The 22,112-nt window shown below is 72.6% G+C and carries 19 protein-coding genes; 14 read left to right on the forward strand and 5 right to left on the reverse strand.

The features are described from left to right. Nucleotides 1-11: 11 nt before the first annotated feature. The gene (locus SSP24_RS13920) at nucleotides 12-500 is read right to left on the reverse strand and encodes a GNAT family N-acetyltransferase (protein WP_141309933.1); all 489 of its coding nucleotides are present in this window, start codon (nucleotides 498-500) and stop codon (nucleotides 12-14) included. 182 nt (nucleotides 501-682) lie between these two features. Beyond that, nucleotides 683-2,179: an alpha/beta hydrolase gene (locus tag SSP24_RS13925; RefSeq protein WP_229865351.1), complete on the reverse strand. Its 1,497-nt coding sequence runs from the start codon at nucleotides 2,177-2,179 to the stop codon at nucleotides 683-685. A 147-nt stretch (nucleotides 2,180-2,326) separates the two neighbouring features. Here SSP24_RS13925 and SSP24_RS13930 point away from each other — a divergent pair, with 147 nt between their 5' ends. The 11 genes from SSP24_RS13930 (at nucleotide 2,327) to SSP24_RS13980 (ending at nucleotide 14,890) form a co-directional block, all read left to right on the forward strand. Then, a complete protein-coding gene (locus SSP24_RS13930; protein ID WP_174864645.1) occupies nucleotides 2,327-3,583 on the forward strand; it encodes an ATP-grasp domain-containing protein in 1,257 nt (418 codons plus the stop codon). Beyond that, the gene (locus SSP24_RS13935) at nucleotides 3,580-4,407 is read left to right on the forward strand and encodes a Rossmann-like domain-containing protein (RefSeq protein ID WP_141309830.1); all 828 of its coding nucleotides are present in this window, start codon (nucleotides 3,580-3,582) and stop codon (nucleotides 4,405-4,407) included. Before SSP24_RS13930 ends, SSP24_RS13935 begins: the two co-directional genes overlap by 4 nt. Then, the gene (locus SSP24_RS13940; protein WP_141309831.1) at nucleotides 4,404-5,483 is read left to right on the forward strand and encodes a PLP-dependent cysteine synthase family protein; all 1,080 of its coding nucleotides are present in this window, start codon (nucleotides 4,404-4,406) and stop codon (nucleotides 5,481-5,483) included. The genes SSP24_RS13935 and SSP24_RS13940 overlap by 4 nt, the downstream gene beginning before the upstream one ends. An 11-nt stretch (nucleotides 5,484-5,494) precedes the next feature. After that, nucleotides 5,495-6,529 carry a dipeptide epimerase gene (locus tag SSP24_RS13945; protein ID WP_141309935.1) on the forward strand — a complete coding sequence of 345 codons (1,035 nt, stop codon included), beginning with the start codon at nucleotides 5,495-5,497 and terminating at the stop codon, nucleotides 6,527-6,529. Continuing rightward, nucleotides 6,526-7,767 carry an MFS transporter gene (locus SSP24_RS13950; protein ID WP_141309832.1) on the forward strand — a complete coding sequence of 414 codons (1,242 nt, stop codon included), beginning with the start codon at nucleotides 6,526-6,528 and terminating at the stop codon, nucleotides 7,765-7,767. Before SSP24_RS13945 ends, SSP24_RS13950 begins: the two co-directional genes overlap by 4 nt. Nucleotides 7,768-7,776: 9 nt before the next feature. Beyond that, a complete protein-coding gene (locus SSP24_RS13955) occupies nucleotides 7,777-8,571 on the forward strand; it encodes a class I SAM-dependent methyltransferase (RefSeq protein ID WP_141309833.1) in 795 nt (264 codons plus the stop codon). 30 nt (nucleotides 8,572-8,601) lie between these two features. Next, nucleotides 8,602-10,173: an ABC transporter substrate-binding protein gene (locus tag SSP24_RS13960; protein ID WP_141309834.1), complete on the forward strand. Its 1,572-nt coding sequence runs from the start codon at nucleotides 8,602-8,604 to the stop codon at nucleotides 10,171-10,173. Next, entirely contained in the window at nucleotides 10,170-11,123 is a 954-nt protein-coding gene (locus tag SSP24_RS13965; RefSeq protein ID WP_141309835.1) for an ABC transporter permease, read from the forward strand. Before SSP24_RS13960 ends, SSP24_RS13965 begins: the two co-directional genes overlap by 4 nt. Continuing rightward, on the forward strand, nucleotides 11,120-11,920 hold the full coding sequence (locus tag SSP24_RS13970; protein WP_141309836.1) for an ABC transporter permease: 801 nt from the start codon (nucleotides 11,120-11,122) through the stop codon (nucleotides 11,918-11,920). The genes SSP24_RS13965 and SSP24_RS13970 overlap by 4 nt, the downstream gene beginning before the upstream one ends. Beyond that, nucleotides 11,917-13,473 (forward strand): ABC transporter ATP-binding protein, encoded by a 1,557-nt coding sequence (locus SSP24_RS13975; protein ID WP_141309837.1) that lies wholly within the window; start codon nucleotides 11,917-11,919, stop codon nucleotides 13,471-13,473. The genes SSP24_RS13970 and SSP24_RS13975 overlap by 4 nt, the downstream gene beginning before the upstream one ends. A gap of 157 nt (nucleotides 13,474-13,630) precedes the next feature. After that, nucleotides 13,631-14,890, forward strand: coding sequence for a phosphodiester glycosidase family protein (locus tag SSP24_RS13980; RefSeq protein WP_141309838.1), 1,260 nt, complete (start codon nucleotides 13,631-13,633; stop codon nucleotides 14,888-14,890). 46 nt (nucleotides 14,891-14,936) lie between these two features. Here the strand turns inward: SSP24_RS13980 and SSP24_RS13985 are convergent, their stop codons facing one another. Continuing rightward, nucleotides 14,937-16,769, reverse strand: a complete 1,833-nt coding sequence (locus SSP24_RS13985) for a glycoside hydrolase family 15 protein (protein WP_141309839.1) — start codon at nucleotides 16,767-16,769, stop codon at nucleotides 14,937-14,939. A gap of 145 nt (nucleotides 16,770-16,914) precedes the next feature. After that, the gene (locus tag SSP24_RS13990; RefSeq protein WP_141309840.1) at nucleotides 16,915-17,694 is read right to left on the reverse strand and encodes a DeoR/GlpR family DNA-binding transcription regulator; all 780 of its coding nucleotides are present in this window, start codon (nucleotides 17,692-17,694) and stop codon (nucleotides 16,915-16,917) included. A gap of 128 nt (nucleotides 17,695-17,822) precedes the next feature. Here SSP24_RS13990 and SSP24_RS13995 point away from each other — a divergent pair, with 128 nt between their 5' ends. Both SSP24_RS13995 and SSP24_RS14000 read left to right on the forward strand, forming a co-directional pair. Further along, complete coding sequence (locus SSP24_RS13995; protein ID WP_141309841.1) at nucleotides 17,823-18,698, forward strand: SIS domain-containing protein; 876 nt, start codon at nucleotides 17,823-17,825, stop codon at nucleotides 18,696-18,698. Nucleotides 18,699-19,373: 675 nt separating this feature from the next. Continuing rightward, on the forward strand, nucleotides 19,374-20,237 hold the full coding sequence (locus tag SSP24_RS14000) for a class II fructose-bisphosphate aldolase (RefSeq protein WP_141309842.1): 864 nt from the start codon (nucleotides 19,374-19,376) through the stop codon (nucleotides 20,235-20,237). On the opposite strand, the gene SSP24_RS14005 is transcribed toward SSP24_RS14000, so the two are convergent. Beyond that, nucleotides 20,227-21,360 carry a methyltransferase gene (locus SSP24_RS14005; RefSeq protein ID WP_141309936.1) on the reverse strand — a complete coding sequence of 378 codons (1,134 nt, stop codon included), beginning with the start codon at nucleotides 21,358-21,360 and terminating at the stop codon, nucleotides 20,227-20,229. The two genes, SSP24_RS14000 and SSP24_RS14005, sit on opposite strands and share 11 nt — an antisense overlap. Before the next feature lie 67 nt (nucleotides 21,361-21,427). Between SSP24_RS14005 and SSP24_RS14010 the strand changes: the two genes are divergently transcribed. Further along, on the forward strand, nucleotides 21,428-22,078 hold the full coding sequence (locus SSP24_RS14010) for an alpha-ketoglutarate-dependent dioxygenase AlkB family protein (protein WP_141309843.1): 651 nt from the start codon (nucleotides 21,428-21,430) through the stop codon (nucleotides 22,076-22,078). Nucleotides 22,079-22,112: the final 34 nt, after the last annotated feature.

Genomic DNA, 22,112 nt, shown 5'->3' on the forward strand with positions numbered 1-22,112 from the left:
CGCCCCGCGGGCTACCTCGGCCCGCCGGGCGGCATCGGGATCTCGAAGTGCACCGTCGCGACGCCCGGACCGTGTTCACCCGTGGTCCGGGCGTCGAAGATCTCCTTGGCCAGGCTGCGCCAGAAGGCCTCCGAGCCATCGACGTTGGTGTTGGTGTGGAGATAGATGCGCTCGTACCCGGGCGTGCCGGCGACGAAGTCGCAGGCGGCGTCGACCAGTGTGCCGGCGAGCCCGCGCCGCCGGTGCTCGGGACTGACGTAGACACGGACCAGTTGGGCCGTGCTGCCCGAGGGGTACTGCTCGGCGAGCCAGAGCGGGTGCGGCGGATGGGCGGGCCCCGCCGACCGTACGCCGGTCGTGGCGACGACCTCGCCGTCCCGCACCGCGACCAGGAGCAGATGGCGGGGGTCGTCCAGGTACGTGCCCTCGATGTCCATCACATCCCGGTGCCACTGGGGTACGTACCCGTACCCGAACTCCCGGTAGAAGGTGTCGAGCATGACGCGACGCGCGCCCTCCACGTCGGCCGGGGTCGCGGGGCGCACGGTGTAGTCGCGGTGCTGGGTGTTGCTCACGGGGGTCTCTCCTGTTTTCTCGCGCTTGCTCCGGCCGACGTGTGCGTCACCCTAGCAGCTAGATGAAAACCGTTTTCACATGTGTCCGTCGTATGGGTGACGGCCTGTCATCGTCCCGACGGCTCCGGCAGTCCCGGCCCCGCACACCGCACATCCCCCGCCGGAACCGTCCCGTCGATCAGATACGCCGCCACCGTGTCGTCCACGCACGCGTTCCCCCGGCTCGCGAACACGCCGTGCGAGTAGTCGTTCTCCAGCGTTACCAGCCGTGAGCCCGGCAGCAGTCGACGCAGTTCCCGCGCGCCCGCGATGGGCGTGACCGGGTCGTGCGCCGAGGCCACCAGCAGCAGCGGAGGCGCATCCGGGCTGCCGAGCGGGGTGCGGTGAGCGGGGCGATGGCGCCAGTAGGCGCACGTCGACGCCTCCATGCCGGTCAGGACCGGCTGGGGGTCGATGCGGCGGGTGCGGCGGATGTCCGTCAGGATGCGGTTCGGTGTGGGTGCGGGCCCGTCGGCGCACTTGACGATGCGGTTCGCCGCCTCGTAGTTGCGCGAGGCCGCGCTGTCGAAGGGTGAGGCCGGGCGCAGGTCCGTCACCGTGCCGTCCCGCAGGTAGGCGCGCAGACCGTCGGCCAGCCCCGTCCAGCGTTCCGTGCGGCCCAGGGCGCGGTACACCGCCCGGTCGAACTCCGCCGCACCGAAACCCTCCACCGGCCGCTCCGCCAGCCCACGCCGCACCCGCAGATAGGCCGCGCGGACGTCCGCCGTACGACCGCCCAGCCCGAAGCGGTCCGCGTGCGCGGCCGTCCACGCGTAGAAGCGGTCGCGCTGCCGCAGCAGCGCCCGGCTCTGGACGACATCGAAGTCGTACCAACTCCACGGGCCGACTACGCTGTCGAGGACCAGACGGCCCACCCGGTGCGGGAACAGGGCCGCGTACGCCGCGCCGAGATAACTGCCGTACGACACCCCCAGGAAGCTCGTCGACGGCTCACCGAGCGAGGCCCGTATCGCGTCCATGTCGTGCGCGGTCTGCTCGGTCGACAGATACGGCAGTACACCGGCCGCGCCCGCTGCACAATCGTCGGCCATGTCCCGGAGCGAGGCGAGGTACGCGCGTTCCGCCGTCGGACCCATCGGCACCGGGTCCGCGCCCGGGCTGTCGAAGAGGCCGCCCATCGGACCGCAGTCGGCGGGGGCGCTGTGGCCGACGCCGCGCGGGTCGAAGCCGATGACGTCGTACGAACGCCGCACGCTCTCGGGGAGTTTGGCCCGCTTCGTCACCGCGTACGGCAGTCCGGAGCCGCCCGGTCCGCCCGGGTTGACCAGCAGGATTCCGCGCCGCTCGGCGGGCGTGCCCGAGGCGGGGACACGGGAGACGGCGATCTTGATACGCCGTCCCTGCGGGCGGTCCCAGTCGAGCGGTACGGCGATGCTGCCGCACTCGACGCGGTCCGGTGCGGGAGGGGTGGGTATGGAGTCGGGGCAGGCGCCGAAGCGGAGCGTGGGGCTGGGGGCGGCTGGTGCCGGGTTCGCGGGGACGAGGGTCGCGGCGGCGGCCGCGAGGGCGCACAGCAGGCCGGTGCGGCGTGGGGGAAGAGGCACGGGCACTCCGGAAAATTGCCTGATGATCAGATGACAATGGGAATCATTATCGCTAGCGTGGCCTGCGCACAACCCGGCGCCCTGCCCGAGCAGGGGCCCCCGTCGGGCTGCGCCGAGGTCTGAACTACGCGCTTGAAAAGGGGAGTTGTGGGTCATCTGTTGGTGGTCGAGAGCTGGGTCGGCTCGATGAGCAGGCTGCTGCCGCGTGCGATTCGGGAGGGCGGTCACGAGTTCACGTTCCTCACACGCGACCTGCACCACTATCTGCGGTCGGCGCCGGAGGGGACCGCGCATCCGCTGCTGGGCGCCCGCAACATCGTCACCGCCGACACCAACGACCTCCAGGCCCTGCTGCCCGAGGTCGAACGGCTGCACGCGGTGCTGGGCTTCGACGGCGTGCTCACGTCCTGCGACTACTACCTGCCGACGGCGGCCCGGATCGCCGGCCGCCTCGGCCTGCCCGGGCCCGGCCCGGAAGCGGTCGAGAACGCCTGCCGCAAGGACGCCACCCGCCGCATCCTCGCCGACGCCGGGCTGCCCCAGCCGCGCTTCGCCGTCCACGAGGAGTGGGCGGACATCGCACGGGCCGCACGGGAGATCGGCTATCCGCTGGTCGTCAAGCCCGTCGACCTGTGCGCGGGCATGTACGTACGGCGCGTGGACGACGAGGCGGAACTCGCCGCCGCCTTCCGGGCGCTGGCCGGCTTCCCGGTCAACGCGCGCGGACAGCGGCGGGCCCCCGTCGTGCTCCTGGAGGAACTGCTGGACGGGCCCGAGGTGAGCGTCGAGACCGTCTCGCACGGGGGCGCGGTGCACGTGGTCGGCGTGACCGACAAGAGCATCGGCGGCGCGCCCGCCTTCATCGAGACCGGCCACATGTTCCCGGCCGCCCTCAGCCCCGCCGACACCGAGGCCGCCGAGCAGACCGCGCTGGGCGCCCTGAAGGCGCTCGGTCTGACCGACGGCGTGGTCGCGCACACCGAGGTCAAGCTGACGTCCGCCGGGCCGCGCGTCGTCGAGGTCAACCCGCGCCCCGCGGGCAACCGCATCACCGAGCTGGTCCGCCACGTCACCGGCATCGACCTCGCCGCCGCCTTCGTCGACGTCGCCCTCGGCCGCACCCCCGACCTGCGCCGCACCGACACTGGTCTGCGCAGCGCCGCCATCGGCTTCCTCGTACCGCACACCGCGGGCACCCTCGAAGCCCTCGACGGCACCGAACTCCAGGACACGCCTGGCGTGTTGGAGGTCCAGCTCGCCGAGCCCGGCAAGCCCGTGAAGGCTGCCGGCAGCAACAACGAGTACCTCGGGCACGTCATGGCCGGCGACGCCGAGGGGCCCGGTGCCCGCGACCGCGTCGAGGCCCTGCTGGCCGGGCTGCGCGCCGGGTTGGTGATCCGATGACCGTCGACATGGCGACGTATCGGACGCCGGCCGACCTCGTGGACCGCGTCCGGGCCGGAGAACTCGGCCCCGACCCCGCCACCCAGCGCATCGCCGTCGCCTTCACCACCCGGCAGGCCGTACGGCACTCCGGACGCGGCACCGGCTACCGCAACGAGGTCCTCAGCCTGCGCCTCGCCGAGGCCGTCGGTTCCTGCGCCGTGGAACCCGGGGCACTGCCCGAGAGCGCCCTCGACGACTGTGTGGGCGCCGACGTGGCCCGGCTCCTGGACCACCCGCTGCTGCCGGTGCGCGTGGCCGCCCTGGACGCCTATCTGATGCACGTCACCCCGCACACGCCGGACCACGGGGCGGACTCGGTGCGCTTGCCCGCCGGGTCCTCGCTGGAGAAGTCACGGGCCCGCGCGCGTGCCGTCGTCGAGCTGCTCGATGTGCCCGCCGGGGCGACCGTGCTGGTCGTCGGTGTCGTCAACTCGCTGCTGGAGGCGCTGCGTGCACGTGGGATCGGCTACCTGCCCTGCGACCTCAAGGGCGGTGTCACCGAGTGGGACGAACCGGTCGTCACCGACGCCCTCGCCGCCGCCGACCGCTGCGACGCGCTGCTCGTCTCCGGTATGACCCTCGGCAATGGCACCTTCGACCCGCTGCGCCGGCACGCGCTGCGGCACGGCAAGCAGCTCGTGATGTTCGCCCAGACCGGCAGCGCCGTCCTGCCCCGCTTCCTCGGCCACGGCGTGAGCGCGGTGTGCGCGGAGCCGTACCCCTTCTTCTGGCTGGACGGCGGGCCCGGCATCATCCACCGCTACCGCGAGGGCGACCGATGACCACCACCGCCGTACGCGCCCCGGCACGCCCCGAGCTGCTCGACCTCCTCGGCCGTACGCCGATCGTCCGGATCGGCACCGAACTGGCCGGCCCGCACCCCGGTTTCTGGGCCAAACTCGAAGGGCTCGCGGCGGGCGGGATGAAGGCGCGGGCCGCCGTGTCGATGCTGCTCGGCGCCCGCGAGCGCGGTGAGCTGCGGCCCGGCGCGCCGGTCGTGGAGTCGACGTCCGGGACGCTCGGCCTCGGGCTCGCCTTCGCCGGACAGGCCCTCGGCCACCCCGTGGTCCTGGTCGGCGACAGCGAACTGGAGCCGTCCATGCGGCAGCTGCTGCGCGCCCACGGCGTGCGGTTGGAGATCGTCGACCGGCCCGCCCCGCAGGGCGGCTGGCAGGCGGCCCGCCTCGCCCGGCTGCGCGAGCTGCTCGCCGATCTGCCCGACGCGTACTGGCCGGACCAGTACAACAACCCGGACAACACCGCCGGTTACGCTTCGCTCGCCGCCGAACTCGCCGTCCAGCTCGATCATCTGGACGTCCTGGTGTGCAGCGTCGGCACCGGCGGCCACAGCGCCGGGATCATCGGCCCGCTGCGCCGCCACTGGCCCGCCCTGCGGCTGATCGGCGTCGACGCCACCGGATCGACGATCTTCGGCCAGCCCGCCCGGCCCCGGCTGATGCGCGGCCTGGGCAGCAGCATCCATCCGCGCAACGTCGCCTACGACGCCTTCGACGAGGTGCACTGGGTCGGCCCCGCCGAGGCGGTGGACAGCTGCCGCAGGCTCGCCCGAGGCAGCTTCGTCACCGGCGGCTGGAGCACCGGCGCGGTCGCGCTCGTCGCCGCCTGGGCGGCCCGCGTCCACCCGGGCGCGGTGGTCGCCACCGTCTTCCCCGACGGCCCGCACCGCTACCTCGCCACGGTCTTCGACGACGACTTCACCACCGCGCACGGCATCGACCCCGCCGGCGCGGCCCGGCGCCCCGTCGAGATCGCGCACCCGCGCGCCGCCGAGGCCACCGGATGGGTGCGCTGCACCCGTGTCACCGATCCGCTCGACTCCCCGGAAGTACACAAGTGAAGGCCACCCGGCTGAAGGCCACCCAGCGCACTGTACGCCTCGACCTCACCGAGCCGCTGCGCATCTCCCGCTCCACCATGTCCGCACGCGACGCCGTATGGCTGACCATCGAACACGACGGGCTGTACGGCCATGGAGAGGCCGTCACCAGCGTGTACTACGGCCTCGACACCGACACCCTCGGACGCCTCCTCGCGGCCGTCGACCTGCACCGCTTCGCCGATCCGGAGGGCGCCCTTGAGGCGCTGCGAGCAGGGGAGCTGGCCGGTGACTGTCCGCCTGCTGTCACCGCCGCCGTCGAGGCCGCGCTCCTCGACCTCGTCGGCAAGCGCGCGGCCAGCCCCGTCCACCGCCTACTCGGCGCCGCTGCCGCGCCCGTGGCCGCGACCGCCCGCACCATCGGCATCTGCGCGCCCCTGCACGCCGCCGCCGAGGCCCGGCGCCTGGCCGCCGCCGGTTTCGAGGTCATCAAGGTCAAGGCGGGCACCCCCGACCCCGAGGACGACATCGAGCGCGTCCGCGTCATCCGCGACGCCGCGCCGCGCGCCCGGCTGCTCCTGGACCCCAACGGGGCCTGGACACCGGCGCAGGCCGACGCCCTGCTGCCCCGGTTGGCCGACCTCGGCGTCGAAGCCGTCGAACAGCCCCTCGCCCCCGGCGACCCGGACACGCTGGGCGCCCTCGCCGAGCGCTCCCCGCTGCCGGTCATCGCAGACGAGGACGCCGTGAGCCTCGACGACGCCCGCCGCCTCGCCGGGCGCGTGCACGGTGTCAACGTCAAGCTCGCGAAGTGCGGCGGCGTCCACGCGGCGCTGCGCATCGCCGAGGCCATCGAGGGCAGCGGCACCGCGCTGATGCTCGGCTGCCTCACCGCCAGCACCCTTGGCCTCGCCCCCGCCGTCCACCTCGCCGACCGCGCCCGCTGGGCCGACCTCGACGGGCATCTGCTGCTCGCGCACGACCCGTGGACCGGGATCGGCGGCGCCGACGGCTTCGTCCGCGCAAGCGACCTTCCCGGGCTCGGCGTCGAGGAGGCGGCGGCGTGAAGACATGGCACGAGATACGTCGGTTCCCGCTCGCCGTACGCCTCCTGCTGGTCAACCAGCTCGGCGTCAACACCGGCTTCTACCTCCTCATCCCCTATCTCGCCACCCACCTCACCGAGAACCTCGGCATGTCGGCGGCCGTCGTCGGCATCGTCCTCGGCGTGCGCAACCTCAGCCAGCAGGGCCTGTTCATCATCGGCGGCTCCGCCTCCGACCGGCTCGGGGCGCGGGGCGTGATCATCGCCGGGTGCGCGCTGCGGACCGTCGGGTTCGGGCTGTTCGCGCTCGGCGACGGGCTGGCCGTACTGCTCGCCGCGTCCGTGCTGAGCGGACTGGCGGGAGCGCTGTTCAACCCCGCCGTGCGGGCCTATCTCGCGCAGGAGTCGGGGGAGCGCAAGGCGGAGGCGTTCGCGCTGTTCAACGTGTTCGCCACGACCGGCGCGCTGATCGGCCCCCTGCTCGGCAGCGTGCTCCTGCTCGTCGACTTCCGCACATCCGCCCTGACCGCTGCCGCGATCTTCGCGGTCCTCACGGTCGCGCAGGCGCTGGTCCTGCCGGCGCGGCGGGTCGAGCCGAGCAAGGGCGGGGTGCTCGCCGACTGGCGGGAGGTCGTCGGCAACCGCGCGTTCCTGGCGTTCGCGCTGGCCATGGTCGGCATGTTCACCCTGGAGAACCAGCTCTACCTGCTGCTGCCGTCCGGCGCCCGCCAGGCCACCGGCTGGGACGGCGCGGCCGGTCTGGTCTTCCTCATCGGCACCCTCACCAACCTCACCCTGCAACTGCGCGTGACCCGCGCCTTGAAGCAGCGTGGCAGCAGGGCCCGTTGGATCGGCACCGGCCTGTCGCTGATGGGCCTGGCCTTCCTGCCGCCGGCCACCGTGGCGGGCACCGGCTCCGCCGGGCTCCTGGACGCCGTACCGCTCCTGCTCGGCACGCTGATGCTCTACGTCGGCATCATGATCGCCTCCCCGTTCGTCATGGAGCTGATCCCCGGCTTCGGCCGCCCCGAGCTGACCGGCACCTACTACGGGATCTTCTACGTCGTCTCCGGCATCGCCGCCGCCCTCGGCAACACCGTCGTCGGCTGGGCCATGGACACCGGGGAGGACGGCGCCCCGTGGCTGCCCTGGGCGTGCTGCGCCCTGTTCGGACTGGCCTCCGCGCTCGGCGTGGCCCTGCTGCACCGCCGGAACGCACTGCCGACCCCGTCGCAGACGGCCGTACCGGCCCCGGCCTGAGGAGCCCCGATGACCACTGCCGCCAACCTCCTCACCGACAACCCCGAGCTGTACGAGGCCCGCTTCCCCGACCCCGACCGGCTGGCCGGGCGCTGGACCGAGGACTGCCTGCGGCGGTACGGCGCCGGACCCCGCGTCCTGGACATGGGCTGCGGCACCGGGCGCGACGCCGCCCATCTGCACGCCGCCGGGCGCCGGGTGACCGGCGCGGACCTCTCCGAGGCGATGCTCGCGCACGCCCGCGCGCACCACCCCGGGCCCGCGTACGTCCGCGCGGACCTGCACGGCTTCGATCTGGGCCGGGGTGCGTTCGACGCGGTGGTGTGCCTGGACAGCGCGCTGCTGTACTGCCACACCAACGACCAGCTCGACGGCTTCCTGACCTCGTGCCGCCAGGCTCTCGCCCCGGGTGGTCTGCTGGTCGCGGAGATGCGCAACGGTGCCTACTTCCTGGGCCGTACCGACCTGCTCGATACGCCGAAGCTCAACTCCTTCACCTGGCGCGGCACGCAGTACCGGTCCACCACCACCCTCACCGTGGACCGCACGGCCCAGCTCCTGCGCCGGGTCAGGACATGGACCGCTGACGACGGATCGGCGCCCGTGGAGCAGCGCTCCGCCTGGCGGCTGCTCTTCCCGCAGGAGCTGCGGTACGTGCTGGCCGCGCACGGTTTCGAGGTGCTCGCGCTGTACGACGGCCCGGGACCGCGCACCGAACCTCCCTGGCACGAGGGCCAGTTGCCCGGCGCGACCACCGACGCCGACCGGCTGCACGTCGTCGCGCGCCTCACCACCCCCCACTGACCCATCCCTCTCTCTCCCCAAGGAACCCTCATGCACGACGAACGCTTCCCAGGCCTGCGCCGCCGCGGCTTCCTCGCCGCCACCGGCGCCGCCTCCCTCGGCGCCCTCGCCCTCACCGGCTGCGGATCCTCCGACGGCCCGGCCGCGAGCGAGGGCGACGGCAAACCCAAGCGCGGCGGACGGCTGCGTGCCGCCTTCGCCGGGGGCGGTGCCAGCGAAACCCTCGACCCGCACCTGGCCAACCTCTTCGTGGACGCGGCCCGCGCCAAGGCGCTGTTCGACAAGCTCGCCGACTACGGGCCCGACCTGGCCGCCGAACCCCGCCTCGCCACCAAGTGGGAGGCCAACAAGACCCTCGACCGCTGGCAGGTCACCCTGCGCGAGGCCACCTTCCACGACGGCAAGCCGGTCACCGCCGCCGACGTGCTCTACAGCTACCGCCGGATCGCCGACCCGAAGCAGGCCTTCCGCGCCAAGGCGTCCCTTGAGCCCATCGACCTCGACGCCAGCCGCGCCACCGGCGAGCGGCGCATCGAGTTCGTGCTCAAGCGGCCGACCGCCGAATTCCCCAACGTCCTGGCCGCGTTCGGCGCGTACATCGTGCCCGAGAACGCCTCCGACTTCGACAAGAAGCCGATCGGCTCCGGCCCCTTCCGGTTCGTGTCCTTCACCCCCGGCCGCTCGGCCGTGGTCCGCCGCTACGACGACTACTGGGAAGGCGCCCCGTACCTCGACGAGCTGGAGTTCGTCATCGCCAACGAGGAGTCAGCCCGCGTCAACGCCCTGCTCGGCGGTCAGGTCGAGTACGCCCACGAACTCAACCCCACCACCGCCCGCGCCCACGAGAACCAGGGCCAGATCGAGATCGTCCGGCTGCGCAACAGCGCCATGCAGGCGTTCGTGATGAAGACCGACCGGCCGCCCTTCGACGACAAGCGGGTCCGCCAGGCCTTCTTCCTCATCGCCGACCGCAAGGAACTCGTCGACGGCGCGCTGTCCGGGGCGGGGGAGGTCGGCAACGACCTGTTCGGCAAGGGCTACGAGTACTACGCCGACGGTCTCCCGCAGCGTGAGCAGGACCTCGACCAGGCCCGCACCCTGCTCAAGCAGGCCGGCGCCGAGAACCTGAAGGTCACCCTGGACACCTCGGCCGTCGCCGCCGGGTTCACGGAGGCGGCGAGCATCTTCCGCGACCAGGCGAAGAAGGCGGGCGTCACCATCGAGGTGAAGATGGGCAGCAAGGACTCGTACTGGAGCGACATCCTCGACTCCGGCACCCTCGCCTGCTACCGCTCCGGCGCCATGCCCATCGAGGCGCACATCTCCCAGCGGCTGCTAACCGACTCGACGACCAACGCGACCAAGTGGCAGTACAAGGACTTCGACGCGCTCTACCAGCAGGCCCAGTCCACCCGGGACAAGACCGAACGGGCGGCGGTGTACGAGCGCATGCAGCGCCGCCTGTACACCGAGGGCGGTTTCCTGGTGTGGGGCTTCGCCGACTGGATCCTCGGAACGGCCCGCAAGGTGAAGGGCGTTGAGCGGGACGCGCCCGCCAACACCCTCGACTGGGCGCGGTTCGACAAGGTGTGGATCGCGTGAGCGGACTGCGCTCCTTCGTCGCCCGGCGGCTGCTCCTCGGCGTCGCGCAGACCGTGGCCGTGGTGCTGCTGGTCTTCGCGCTCACCGAGGCGCTGCCGGGCGACGCCGCGGTCGCCCTGGCCGGCGACCAGCCCGACCCGGCGCGTATCGCGGCGATCCGGGAGGCCATGCAGCTGGACCGGCCGGCGTACGAGCGGCTGGCCGACTGGGCGGCGGGCCTGCTGCACGGCGACTTCGGCACGTCGCTGGCCTCCGGCCGGCCGGTCAGTCAGTACATCGCCGACGGTTTCGGCCCCACCCTCCTGCTGGCCGCGCTCACCGTCGTCCTGCTGGTGCCGCTCGGTTTCGGCCTCGGCGTGCTGGCCGCCCAGCACGCGGGGCGGCTGATCGACCGGCTGGTCAGCTCGGTGACGCTCGCCGTGTACGCCGTCCCGGAGTTCGCGCTGGGCGTGCTGCTGGTCAGCGTGCTGGCGCTGCAGCTGGGCTGGCTGCCGCCCACCGCCGTCGGTTACGGCACCGACCTGCTCGCCCATCCGGCCGCGCTGGTGCTGCCGGTGCTGGTGCTGCTCTCCCGGCCCGTCTGCTCGCTGGCCCGTCTGGTGCGGGCGGGTATGGTCGACGCCCTGGCGGCGCCGTACGCGGTGCACGCCCGCCGCTACGGCATCACAGGCGCCCGCGTCCGCTACGCGCACGCCCTGACCAACGCCCTCGCCCCGGCCGCGCAGCAACTCGCCCGCACTGTCGACTGGCTGCTGTGCGGCGTCATCGTCGTGGAGGCCCTCTTCGTGATCCCGGGACTGGGAACGGTCCTGCTCAACGCCGTCGCCGAACGGGACGTGCCGGTCGTGCAGGGACTCGCCGTCGTCTTCGGTGTCCTGACCGTCGTACTGAACCTCGGTGCCGACCTGGTCGCCCACAGGTTCGCGCCGCGTGCGGGGGTGGCCGCGTGAGGTTCCGATTCGTGCTGGGTGGGGTCGTCATCGGCGTACCCCTCGTACTCGCCCTGCTCGGGCCGCTGTTCGCGGGCGAACCCGACCCGCGTGGGATGTCCTTCGCGCTCGGGGACGGGCACTGGCTCGGCACCGACTTCGTCGGACGGGACGTCTGGCAGCAGGTGCTGCACGGCGGTCGCCCGGTGGTGCTGACCGCGCTCGCGGCCACCGCCCTGGCGTACGCCGTCGCCGTGCCCCTCGGCCTGCTCAGCGCCCTCACACACCGGCGCTGGCTGGAGGAACTCCTGATGCGGCCCCTGGACGTGCTGCTCGCCGTGCCGTCGCTGCTGCTGATCCTGCTGGTGGCGTCGGTGTTCGAGCCCGGCGCGGTCGGACTGGCGCTGCTCGTCGCGGTGGTCAACATCCCGGACGCCGCCAGGATCGTCCGCGCGGCCGCCGCGGAGGTCGCCGCGCGGCCCGCCGTCGAGGCGCTGCGCATGCAGGGCGAGACCTGGTGGCGGATGGCCGTCGGCTACGTCGGCCGCGCCACCCTGCGCACCCTCGCCGCCGACGCGGGCGTCCGCCTCACCGGCGTGCTCTACCTGGTGGCGACGGCCGCCTTCCTCGGCGTGGGCGTCGCGCCGGACGCCGCCGACTGGGCGGTCATGGTCGACCGCAACCGCACCGGGCTCGCCGTGCAGCCCTGGGCCGTCGTGGTGCCCGCCCTGCTGATCGTCGCCCTGACGACGGGCAGCAACCTGCTCTTCGACGCCGCACTGGACAAGCGCAGTACACAGAAGGAACGACGGCCGTGAACGACGAGCTGACACAACCGGACCCCGTCGCGGAGATCACGAACCTGCGCGTCGAGATCGACGGCAGGGCCATCGTCGACGGCGTCGACCTGCGGGTCCTGCCCGGCAAGGTGACCGCCCTGGTCGGCGCCTCCGGCAGCGGCAAGACCACGACCGGCCTCGCGCTGCTCGGGGAGTACCCGCCGGGCGCCCGGGTCACCGGTGACGTGCGCGCACCGGCGGGCGTCGGCTATGTGCCCCAGCATCCGGCGGCCGTACTCAACCCCGCCCGCCGCGTCTCGGCGCTCCTTTACGACATCGCCCGCGACCGGGTACGGCATCTGCACCGCCGTGAGCGGAAGGCGGCGGCCCGCGCACACGTCCTGCGAGCGCTCGCCGACGCGCAACTCCCGGACGGCGAAGCCCTGCTGGGCCGCTATCCGCACCAGTTGTCCGGCGGCCAGCAGCAGCGCGTCGTCCTCGCCCAGGCGCTCCTGCTCGGCGCCCGTGTCATCGTCGCGGACGAACCCACCACCGGTCAGGACGCGCTGACCAAGAGCCGGATCGTCGACGAACTCTCGGCGGTCGCGGCGCAGGGCATCGCCGTGGTGCTGCTCAGTCACGATCTCGATGTCGTTCGCGCCCTCGCCGACGACGTGCTGGTCATGCGCGCGGGGCAGGTCGTCGAGTCGGGCCCGCCCGAGCGGCTGTGGGTGGCGCCGCGGCACGAGTGGACGCGGCGGCTGCTGGACGCGCAGGCACCGGTGGCCAAGGACGAGACCGTGTCGGACGACGCAGGGACACTGCTGCGGGTACAGGACTTGACCGCCCGTCACCGGGACGGGAGCCGTGGTGCCACGGTGGCGGTCCGTGTCCCGGAGCTCACCCTGCGCGCGGGTGAGTGTCTGGCCGTCGTAGGCCGTTCCGGCAGCGGCAAGACCACCCTGGCCCGCTGTCTGGCGGGACTCCACCGCGACCACAGCGGAGAGATCCGGCTCGACGGCCGCGCCCTGCCGCGCAGCCTGCGGCAACGTGACCGTGAACAACTGGCGGCGGTGCAGTACGTCTTCCAGGACGCCCGCTCCGCCTTCGACGAGTACCGGCCCGTCCTCGCCCAAGTCGCCCGTACGGCCGTACGCCTGCGCGGCGTCGACGAGCGGACCGCTCGGGCGGAGGCACTCACCACGCTCACCCGTCTCGGCCTGCCGGAGGAACTGGCCGGCCGTCACCCCGCACGGCTCTCCGGCGGCGAACTCCAGCGCGCCGCCCTCGCCCGCGCCCTGCTCGCCCACCCCCGGGTCCTGATCTGCGACGAGATCACCTCCGGCCTCGACACGGTCACCCGCCGCGGCATCCTCGACGTCCTGGCCGGTCTGCTGAGAGACCGCGACGACCTCTCCCTCGTCCTCATCACCCACGACCTGGACACCGCCCGCCTGGCCCACCGCATCGCCGTCCTGGACGCGGGCGAACTCGTCGAACAGGGACCGGCCGAGCAGGTGCTCAGCGAGCCCCGGCACCCCTTCACCGTGTCCCTCACGGAGACGACGGCGCGGCTGGCGGCCGGAACCTGACGGCACGTCGGCGTCACCGGCCGGAAACATCCCGTTCCCCGTGGCCGCACCTGCCGGGCAACTTGCCTTGCCCTGCGGGCCGTTGTTAACTCGGGCGGTGCTGTGTCGCCAACTCGCGCAACGGTGCCTGTTGCCTGCGGCTCGGACCCTCGCGGGCATGACAACGACCTCGTACAGAGCCGGACTGTCGCGTGCCGTCGCGGCCACCGCCGCGGCGCTGGCACTCCTGGCCGCCCCTTCCGGGCAGGCCGCCGCCGCCGACCCGGGCCTGCCCCTGGGCGACCCCGATCTGGCGGAGACCCGTACCAGCCAGACCCTGGCCGCCGGCGTCACCCTCACCCGGATCGTCCGGGGCACCGAGCCCGCCCCGGCCGACCAGATCGACACCACGACCCGCGGCCCCTGGGTGGTCAACGTCCTGACCATCGACCCGCGCAAGACCCGCGGCCACCTGACGGCCACCTACGGCCCCGATCTCGCCCGCACCGAGAAGACCACCGACCTCGTCCGCGCCACCGAGGCACTCGTGGGCGTCAACGGCTCGTTCTTCACCTTCACCGCCAACCGTCAGTACCCGGGCGACCCGGTCGGACTCGGCCTGTACGGCGGCAAGCTGCTCAGCGAGCCGACCAGTGACCCCGCCGAGGTCAACTTCGTCGTGGACTCCCGCAGCGACCGGGTCCTCATGGGCAAGCTGAGCTGGTCCGGCAGCGTGCAGAACCGCAAGACCGGGGCGAGCCTGCCGCTGGAGTTCCTCAACCACCCGCCGGTCGTCCCCGCCGGCTGTGCGGCGCTCGCGGACCAGACCGAGTGCACCGAGCCCGGCGATGTCGTCCGTTTCACACCGGAGTTCGCCGCGGCCACGCCGTCCGGCGCCGGTGTCGAGGTGGTCCTCGACCGGCGTGGCTGTGTGGTCCGCACCTCGACGACCCGGGGCACCGAGCTGACCGCCGGTCAGACCTCACTCCAGGCGACCGGCCGTGAGGCGGCCACCCTGGTGCAGGTGGCGGGCAAGGACTGCCTGCGGACGACCTCCGTCCTCGTCGACGAGAAGGGCGACCGGCTCCCGCTGCGCAAGAGCCTGTCCGGAGTCAACGGCCGCTACCGGCTGACCGCCGACGGCCAGATCGTCGTGCCGGACGGTTCGGGCAGCTTCTTCGCCCGCAACCCCCGCACCGTCGCCGGTACGACGCAGGACGGCCGGATCGTCCTCGCGACCATCGACGGCCGGATGACGAGCAGCGTCGGCACCACCATGGACGAGACCGCCGCCGTCGCCCACGCGCTGGGCCTGCACGACGCGGTCAACCTCGACGGTGGCGGCTCCACCACCATGTCCGTCCGGGGCGAGCTGGTGAACCGGCCGAGTGGCAGCACCGAGCGGGCCGTGGGTGACGCGTTGATCTTCCGCGACTGACCCTGGCCGCTACCTCGTTGACCGGCCGAGCCGCGTGCCCGGCCGGTCAGCCGAGGGCCCGGTCCAGGTTGAACGCGGCGCTGATCAGCGCCAGATGCGTGAACGCCTGCGGGAAGTTGCCCTGCTGCTCGCCGGTGTGGCTGATCTCCTCGGCGTACAGGCCGAGATGGTTGGCGTAGGTGAGCATCTTCTCGAACGCCAGCCGCGCCTCGTCCACCCGACGGGCGTGCACCATGGCCTCGACGTACCAGAACGAGCAGATCGAGAACGTGCCCTCGTCGCCGTGCAGTCCGTCGGGGCTGGCCACGGGGTCGTAGCGGTAGACCAGCGAGTCGGACACCAGATCGTTGGTGAGGGCATCCAGCGTGGACAGCCACTTGGGGTCGGTGGGGGCGATGAACTTCGTCAGCGGCATCATCAGCACCGCCGCGTCGAGCACCTCGTCGTCCTCGTGCTGGACGAACGCCTGCCGCCGCTCGGACCAGCCGCGGCTCATGATCCGCCGGTAGATCGTGTCGCGGACGCCCCGCCACCGGACGATGTCGGCGGGCAGACCGCGCCGGTTGGCCATCCGGATGGCGCGTTCGATCGCCACCCAGCACATCAGCCGCGAGTACAGGAAGTTCTTGCGGCCGCCGCGGGTCTCCCAGATGCCCTCGTCCGGCTGGTCCCAGTTCTCGCACACCCAGTCGACCAGCTCGCACACGTCGTCCCACTGGTCGCTGGAGATCGGCTCCGCCCACTTGTCGTACAGGTAGATGGAGTCGATGAGCGCCCCGTAGATGTCGAGCTGGAGCTGCTCGGCAGCGCCGTTGCCGATCCGCACCGGCGCCGAGCCCTCATGCCCCTCCAGATAGGTGAGTTCCCGCTCGGGCAGGTCGGTACGGCCGTCGATGCCGTACATGATCTGCAGCGGGCCCGACGGTTTGCCGTCGCCCGGACTGATGTGCCGGGTCACGAACTTCATGAACTCGGCGGCCTCGCCGGTGAAGCCCAGCCGCAGCAGGGCGTACACGCAGAAGGCGGCGTCGCGCACCCACACGTACCGGTAGTCCCAGTTGCGCTCGCCGCCGAACTTCTCGGGCAGGCTCGTGGTAGGCGCGGCCACGATCGCGCCGGTCGGCGCATAGGTGAGCAGCTTCAGGGTGAGCGCGGAGCGGTGCACCATCTCCCGCCACCGGCCCCGGTACTTGGACGCGGACAGCCAGCGCCGCCAGTACGCCACCGTCGCCGCGAACTGGTGCTCCGCCTCCATGTGCGGGCAGCAGCGCGGCGCCACGTCGCCGCCGACCTGGTCCAGCGCGAACACCGCCGACTCGCCCTCGGCGAGCTTGAAGTCGGCGCGTGCGTCGAGCTCGTCGGCCTCCAGGGGGACCGTGGCGGTGAGTCCCAGCGACAGCTTGGGGGACTCGAAGACGGCCACGTCGTCGGCCATGCGCAGGGTGTGCGGCTGGGCGCCGTAGTCGAACCGGGGCGCCACTCGCGCGCGGAACGGGATGGAACCACGGACGCACAGCACCCGCCGGATCAGCCGGTGCCGTTCGGCCTCCAGGGGCGCGCCGCTGACCGGCATGAAGTCCTGCACCTCGCCGACGCCGTCCTCGGTGAAGAAACGGGTGATCAGGACGTTGGTGTCGGGGAAGTAGAACTGCTTGGTCCGCGCGGGCACAACCGCCGCCAGCTCGAAACAGCCGCCGCGCTCGGCGTCCAGGATCGACGCGAACACGCTCGGCGCGTCGAACGCGCCGCAGCAGTACCAGTCGATCGTGCCGTCGGTGCCCACCAGGGCAACGCTGCGCAGATCGCCGATCAGGCCGTGCTCGGCGATCGGCAGATACCGGGAGCGCCCGGACGCCCTGCCGCTCGGTGTTTCGACCATCGCCGCCTCCCTGGCCGGCCCCTACCGCGAGGTTCCAGCTTAGGCGGGATCGAACAGGTGGGCGGGGTGGAGGGAAGGTCCGATGGACGAGGTGGACCAGGTGGACCAGGTGGACCAGGTGGTCCGGGTGTGCCGAGGGGGTCGGTCAGACCGTGATCACCGCCACGCCCGCCTCCTCGAACCGCCGCACCGTCTCCTCCTCCACCGCCGTGTCCGTGACCAGCGTGTCCACCAGCTCGGTGCCGCAGATCCGGGCGAAGGCACGGCGCCCCAGCTTGCTGGAGTCGGCCGCGACGACCACCCGCTCGGCGCGCTCGCACAGCAGCCGGTTGATCGCGGCCTCCGCCTCGTCGTGTGCCGTCGCCCCGTCCACGACGTCGAGGGCGACGACCCCGAGCACCGCCACGTCCAGCGTGATCTGGCTCAGCACACCGTCCGCGAGCGGCCCGATGAGTTCGTACGACTGTGCCCGCGCGACCCCACCCGTTACCACGATCTTGAACTGGGGTCGCACGGCCAGCTCGTTGGCGATGTTCAGCGCGTTCGTGACGACGGTCAGCGCGGGTGAGCCGGACGCGAGGTCGCCGCGCACGGCCAGGGCCCGCGCCACCTCGGTGGTGGTCGTGCCGCCGGTCAGCCCGACCGCCTCGCCGGGTGCGATGAGGTCGGCGACCGCCTGGGCGATGCGCTGCTTCTCGGAGGCGCGGCGGGCGGTCTTGTAGCGCAGCGGCAGCTCGTACGACACTCCGTGCACGACCGCGCCGCCACGAGTGCGGACGAGCATCTGCTGCTCGGCGAGCCGGTCGAAGTCCCGGCGGATCGTCGCGGCCGAGACCTCCAGCTCGGCGGCGGCCTCCTCGACGTCCAGTCGGCCGCGCTCGACGAGCAGTTCCAGCAGCGCCTTCCAGCGGGCGTCCCGCGACATCCGCACCTCCATCCGTGTTCGTCCCGTGACCCTAGCGCACCTCCCTCCGGGCCGGATTGCTTGATCCTGCGCGAAAGTGCGCTGTATCTTGCAGGAACAATCATTTGCTTTTGCGGGGAGGGCACGGCATGATGCATGTCGAGGATGAGCTGCACAGCCAGCCGGAGTGCTGGACCCGGGCCGCGGCGCTCGCGCCGGAGCACCGTGGGGCGCTGCCGACGCCGGGGGAGCGGGTCGCGATCGTCGGCTGCGGCACCTCGTACTTCATGGCGCAGTCGGCCGCGGCTCTGCGCGAGGGTGCCGGGCAGGGCGAGACGGACGCCTTCGCCGCCTCGGAGTTCCCGTACGGCCGCGCCTACGACCGGGTCCTCGCTCTGAGCCGCTCCGGCACCACCACGGAGGTGCTCGACCTGCTCCGGAAGGTGAACGGACGCACCCGCACCTCCGCGATCACCGCCGACCCGCACACGCCGGTCATGGACGCCGCCGACGACGTGGTCGTACTCGGCTTCGCCGACGAGCGGTCGGTCGTACAGACCCGCTTCGCCACCACCGCGCTCACCCTGCTCCGCGCCCACCTGGGCCTGCACGCCGACGCCGTGGTCACGGACGCCCGCACCGCGCTGGACGCCGACCTGCCCGAAGGGCTGGTGGACTGCGGCCAGTTCACCTTCCTCGGCACCGGCTGGACCGTGGGACTCGCCCACGAGGCTGCCCTGAAGATGCGCGAGGCGGCCCAGGCGTGGACGGAGTCCTACCCGGCGATGGAGTACCGGCACGGCCCCCTGAGCATTACCACCCAGGGCACCGCGACCTGGATGCTCGGCCCCGCGCCCGAGGGACTCGCCGAACAGGTGCGGTCCACGGGCGGACAGTGGGTGTCGGGCGGCCTCGACCCGCTCGCCGAACTGATCCGCGCCCAGCGCCTGGCCGTCGCGGTGGCAACAGCCCACGGGCTGGACGCCGACCGGCCTCGCCATCTGACGCGGTCGGTGATCCTCTGAGTCGCGGCCGTGAGGGGAAGGTGAGCGCCGGTGGCCGTGTGGTCTTCTGCGCGGCGTCCGCGAGGGGGGCTGGGCCCCTGTGGCCGGGTCGTCGTCTGTGCCGCGTCCGCGGGGGGAGGCTGAGCGCCGGTGGCCGCGAGGTCTTCTGCGCCGCGTCCGCAAGGCAGTGCCGTTCCGTCCCTGTGCCGGGTGGTCCGTGAGCCGCGTTCGCACGGAAAGGGCTACCGCCCCTGTGCCCGGCTGGGCCGTGAGCCGCGTCGGCAAGGCGGGCTTCCGTCCTTGTGCCGGGTGGTCCGTGAGCCGCGTCCGCATGGAAACGGCTACCGCCCCTGTGCCCGGCTGGGCCGTGAGCCGCGTCGGCAAGGCGGGGGTTCGGTCCCCGTGCCGGGTGGTCCGTGAGCCGTGCCCGCATGGAAGCGCCGCCGCCCCTGTGCCCGTCCTGTCCGTGAGCCGTGTCCGGAAGAAGAGGCCGTTCCGCCGCCCTACCCGCGTGGTCCCGGAGCCGCGTCCGCAAGGGCGGAAGCGAGCCCCCGTGACCCCGTGATCCTCCGAGCCGCGTCCGCAAGGGCGGAACCGAGCCCCCGTGACCCCGTGATCCTCCGAGCCGCGCCCGCAAGGGCGAAGCCGAGCCCCGTGCCCACGTGATCCTCTCAGCCGCACCAGCAAGGAGAAGTCGTGCCCCTCGTGACCACCGGCGAGCTTGTCACGCGGGCCGTCGAGGCCCGCTCTGCCGTCGCCGCCTTCAACATCATCACGTTGGAACACGTCGAGGCCGTCATCGCCGGCGCCGAGTCCGTCCGGAGCCCCGTCGTCCTCCAAGTCAGCGAGAATGCCGTCAAGTTCCGCTACGGGCGCCTGCTCCCGCTCGCCCGCGCCGCCGTCGCCGCTGCCGAACGGGCCGCTGTACCTGTTGCGTTGCACCTCGACCACGTCCAGAGCGACAGCCTGCTCCGGCAGGCGCCGGATGCCGGGTTCAGCTCCGTCATGTACGACGCCGCGCGCCTGCCCTACGCCGAGAACCGCGCCGCGACCCGTGCCGCCGCCGACTGGGCGCACGCCCAAGGGCTGTGGATCGAGGCGGAGTTGGGACAGGTCGGCGGCAAGGACGGACGGCCGCCGCTGGACGCCCACGCGCCCGGCGCGCGTACCGACCCCGACCAGGCCCGGGCCTTCGTCGCGGACACGGCGGTGGACGCGCTGGCCGTCGCCGTCGGCAGCAGCCACGCCATGACCACCCGCACCGCCACCCTCGACCACGCCCTCCTCAAACGCCTCTCCGGCACCCTGGACGTCCCCCTCGTCCTGCACGGCTCCTCCGGAGTCCCGGACGAGGAACTGACGGCGGCGGTCGCGGGCGGCATCGCCAAGGTCAACGTCGGCACCGCCCTCAACATCGCCATGACCGGCGCCATCAGGGACTTCCTCGCCGCACACCCGGAGGCCGTCGACTCGCGCGAGTACCTCAGCGTGGGCCGGGAGGCGATGGTGCGGACGGTCGCGGAGATCCTGCGGACGCTCGGCGCGCCCCCTACCGCTTGACGGCCTTCAGCACCACGAACTTCGGATCGCTCGCCACGAGTTCGCTGTTCCCGAACAGCCGCCGCAGCTTCACGTGGTACCCGAGATGCCGGTTTCCGATCACCCACAGCTCACCGCCCGGCCGCAACGCCCGCCGCGCCCCGGTGAACATCCGCCACGCGGTCGCGTCGGTCGTCGCCTGGTGCGAGTGGAACGGCGGGTTGTTCAGCACCAGGTCGACGCTGCCCGACGGCACCCCGGCCAGCCCGTCCCCGACCCGGAACTCGGCGTGCCCGGGCACCCCGTTCGCCTGATACGTCGCCTCCGCCGAGGCCACGGCCTGGAACGACTCGTCCACGAACAGCACCTCGGCGGCCGGATCGGCCAGCGCCACCGCCGTACCGACGACACCGTTGCCGCAGCCCAGGTCCACCACCCGGCGCTCCCCGCGCGTCCGCGGCAGATGGGCGAGGAAGAACCGCGTGCCGATGTCGAGCCGGTCGGCGCAGAACACGCCCGCGTGGTTGACGACCATGCGCCCGGACACCGGGCCGATGCCCTCGGGCAGCGTGTAGCTGTACGGCCACGGGTTCGCGGGCCGCTCCAGCGACGGATCCGGCGTGCAGAAGATCAGCCGGGCCTTCTTGACCGCGAGCGAGGTGCGGGTCGGGCCGAGGATCCGCTCGAACAGATCCAGCGTCGAGGTGTGGATCTCCTTCACCATGCCGGTGCCCACGACGACCGTGCCCTCGTGCACGGCGGGCGCCAGCCGCAGCAGCTGGTCCTCCAGCAGCGCCAGGCTCTTCGGGACACGTACGAGGAGGACGTCGATTCGCTCGGGCGGCACGTCCTGCGTGGTGAGCAGCGACACGGTGCCCGGCTCGATCCCGTTCCGGGCGAGGTTGACCCGGGTCGCCTCCTGGGCGAGGTACGAGTCCGTGATCTGCACCGGCGCGTGCTGCGCGAGCGCCGTGACCAGCGCGCCCCAGCGGTCCCCGAGCACCACGACCGTGCCGGACAGCACCACGTCCTGGTCGGCGAGGTGCCTGAGCAGATACTCGTCGGAGGCGTCCCACGCGCGCAGGCGATCACGCTGGTCCTCGGGAAAACGGGCCAGCGAAAACTCGCCCCAGGGCGTCGTCATACGGTCGTTCATCGTCCGACCAGGCTAGCTGAGCCCCAGCTCACGGCCGTGCGGGAGGATGGAGGGCATGGACGCCGAGCTGTTCCCCAGGGACCGTACGCAGGTCGCGCCCGGCGCCGTGCACGTGCCGGACTGGCTGGACGGGGACGGTCAGCGTGAGCTGCTGCGCGCCTGCCGGGAGTGGGCGCGTCCGCCCGCCGGGCTGCGCACGGTCCGCACCCCGGGCGGCGGCACCATGACCGCGCGGCAGGTCTGCCTGGGCTGGCACTGGTACCCGTACGCCTACGCCCGCACGGTCGTCGACGGCGACGGCACCCCGGTGAAGCCCTTCCCGGCCTGGCTCGGCGAACTCGGCCGACGCGCGGTGACCGACGCGCTCGGTGCCGAGGCGGCGACCGGAGCGTCGTACGACATCGCACTGATCAATTTCTACGACTCAGACGCCCGCATGGGCATGCACCGCGACAGCGACGAGAAGTCGGACGCGCCGGTGGTGTCCCTGAGCCTCGGTGACACCTGCGTCTTCCGCTTCGGCAACACCGAGACCCGGTCGCGCCCCTACACGGACGTCGAGCTGCGCAGCGGCGACCTGTTCGTCTTCGGTGGGCCGTCGCGGCTCGCCTACCACGGGGTGCCGCGGGTGCAGCCGGGGACGGCGCCGGACTGGCTGGGACTGACCGGGCGGCTGAACATCACCCTGCGGGTGAGCGGCTTGTAGGCGCCCGGCCGTCGGACGAACGGATCATGGGAGA

The sequence above is a fragment of the Streptomyces spinoverrucosus genome, from assembly GCF_006539505.1.
Lineage (GTDB): Bacteria > Actinomycetota > Actinomycetes > Streptomycetales > Streptomycetaceae > Streptomyces > Streptomyces spinoverrucosus.

Excerpts from the sequence above, each read along its gene's own strand:
- SSP24_RS13980 (WP_141309838.1), top strand. The coding sequence starts at position 13,631 with ATGACAACGACCTCGTACAGAGCCGGACTGTCGCGTGCCGTCGCGGCC.
- SSP24_RS13940 (WP_141309831.1), top strand. The coding sequence starts at position 4,404 with ATGACCACCACCGCCGTACGCGCCCCGGCACGCCCCGAGCTGCTCGAC.
- SSP24_RS13985 (WP_141309839.1), bottom strand. The coding sequence starts at position 16,769 with ATGGTCGAAACACCGAGCGGCAGGGCGTCCGGGCGCTCCCGGTATCTG.
- SSP24_RS13995 (WP_141309841.1), top strand. The coding sequence starts at position 17,823 with ATGATGCATGTCGAGGATGAGCTGCACAGCCAGCCGGAGTGCTGGACC.
- SSP24_RS13935 (WP_141309830.1), top strand. The coding sequence starts at position 3,580 with ATGACCGTCGACATGGCGACGTATCGGACGCCGGCCGACCTCGTGGAC.
- SSP24_RS14005 (WP_141309936.1), bottom strand. The coding sequence starts at position 21,360 with ATGACGACGCCCTGGGGCGAGTTTTCGCTGGCCCGTTTTCCCGAGGAC.
- SSP24_RS14010 (WP_141309843.1), top strand. The coding sequence starts at position 21,428 with ATGGACGCCGAGCTGTTCCCCAGGGACCGTACGCAGGTCGCGCCCGGC.
- SSP24_RS13920 (WP_141309933.1), bottom strand. The coding sequence starts at position 500 with ATGCTCGACACCTTCTACCGGGAGTTCGGGTACGGGTACGTACCCCAG.
- SSP24_RS13960 (WP_141309834.1), top strand. The coding sequence starts at position 8,602 with ATGCACGACGAACGCTTCCCAGGCCTGCGCCGCCGCGGCTTCCTCGCC.
- SSP24_RS13990 (WP_141309840.1), bottom strand. The coding sequence starts at position 17,694 with ATGTCGCGGGACGCCCGCTGGAAGGCGCTGCTGGAACTGCTCGTCGAG.
- SSP24_RS13955 (WP_141309833.1), top strand. The coding sequence starts at position 7,777 with ATGACCACTGCCGCCAACCTCCTCACCGACAACCCCGAGCTGTACGAG.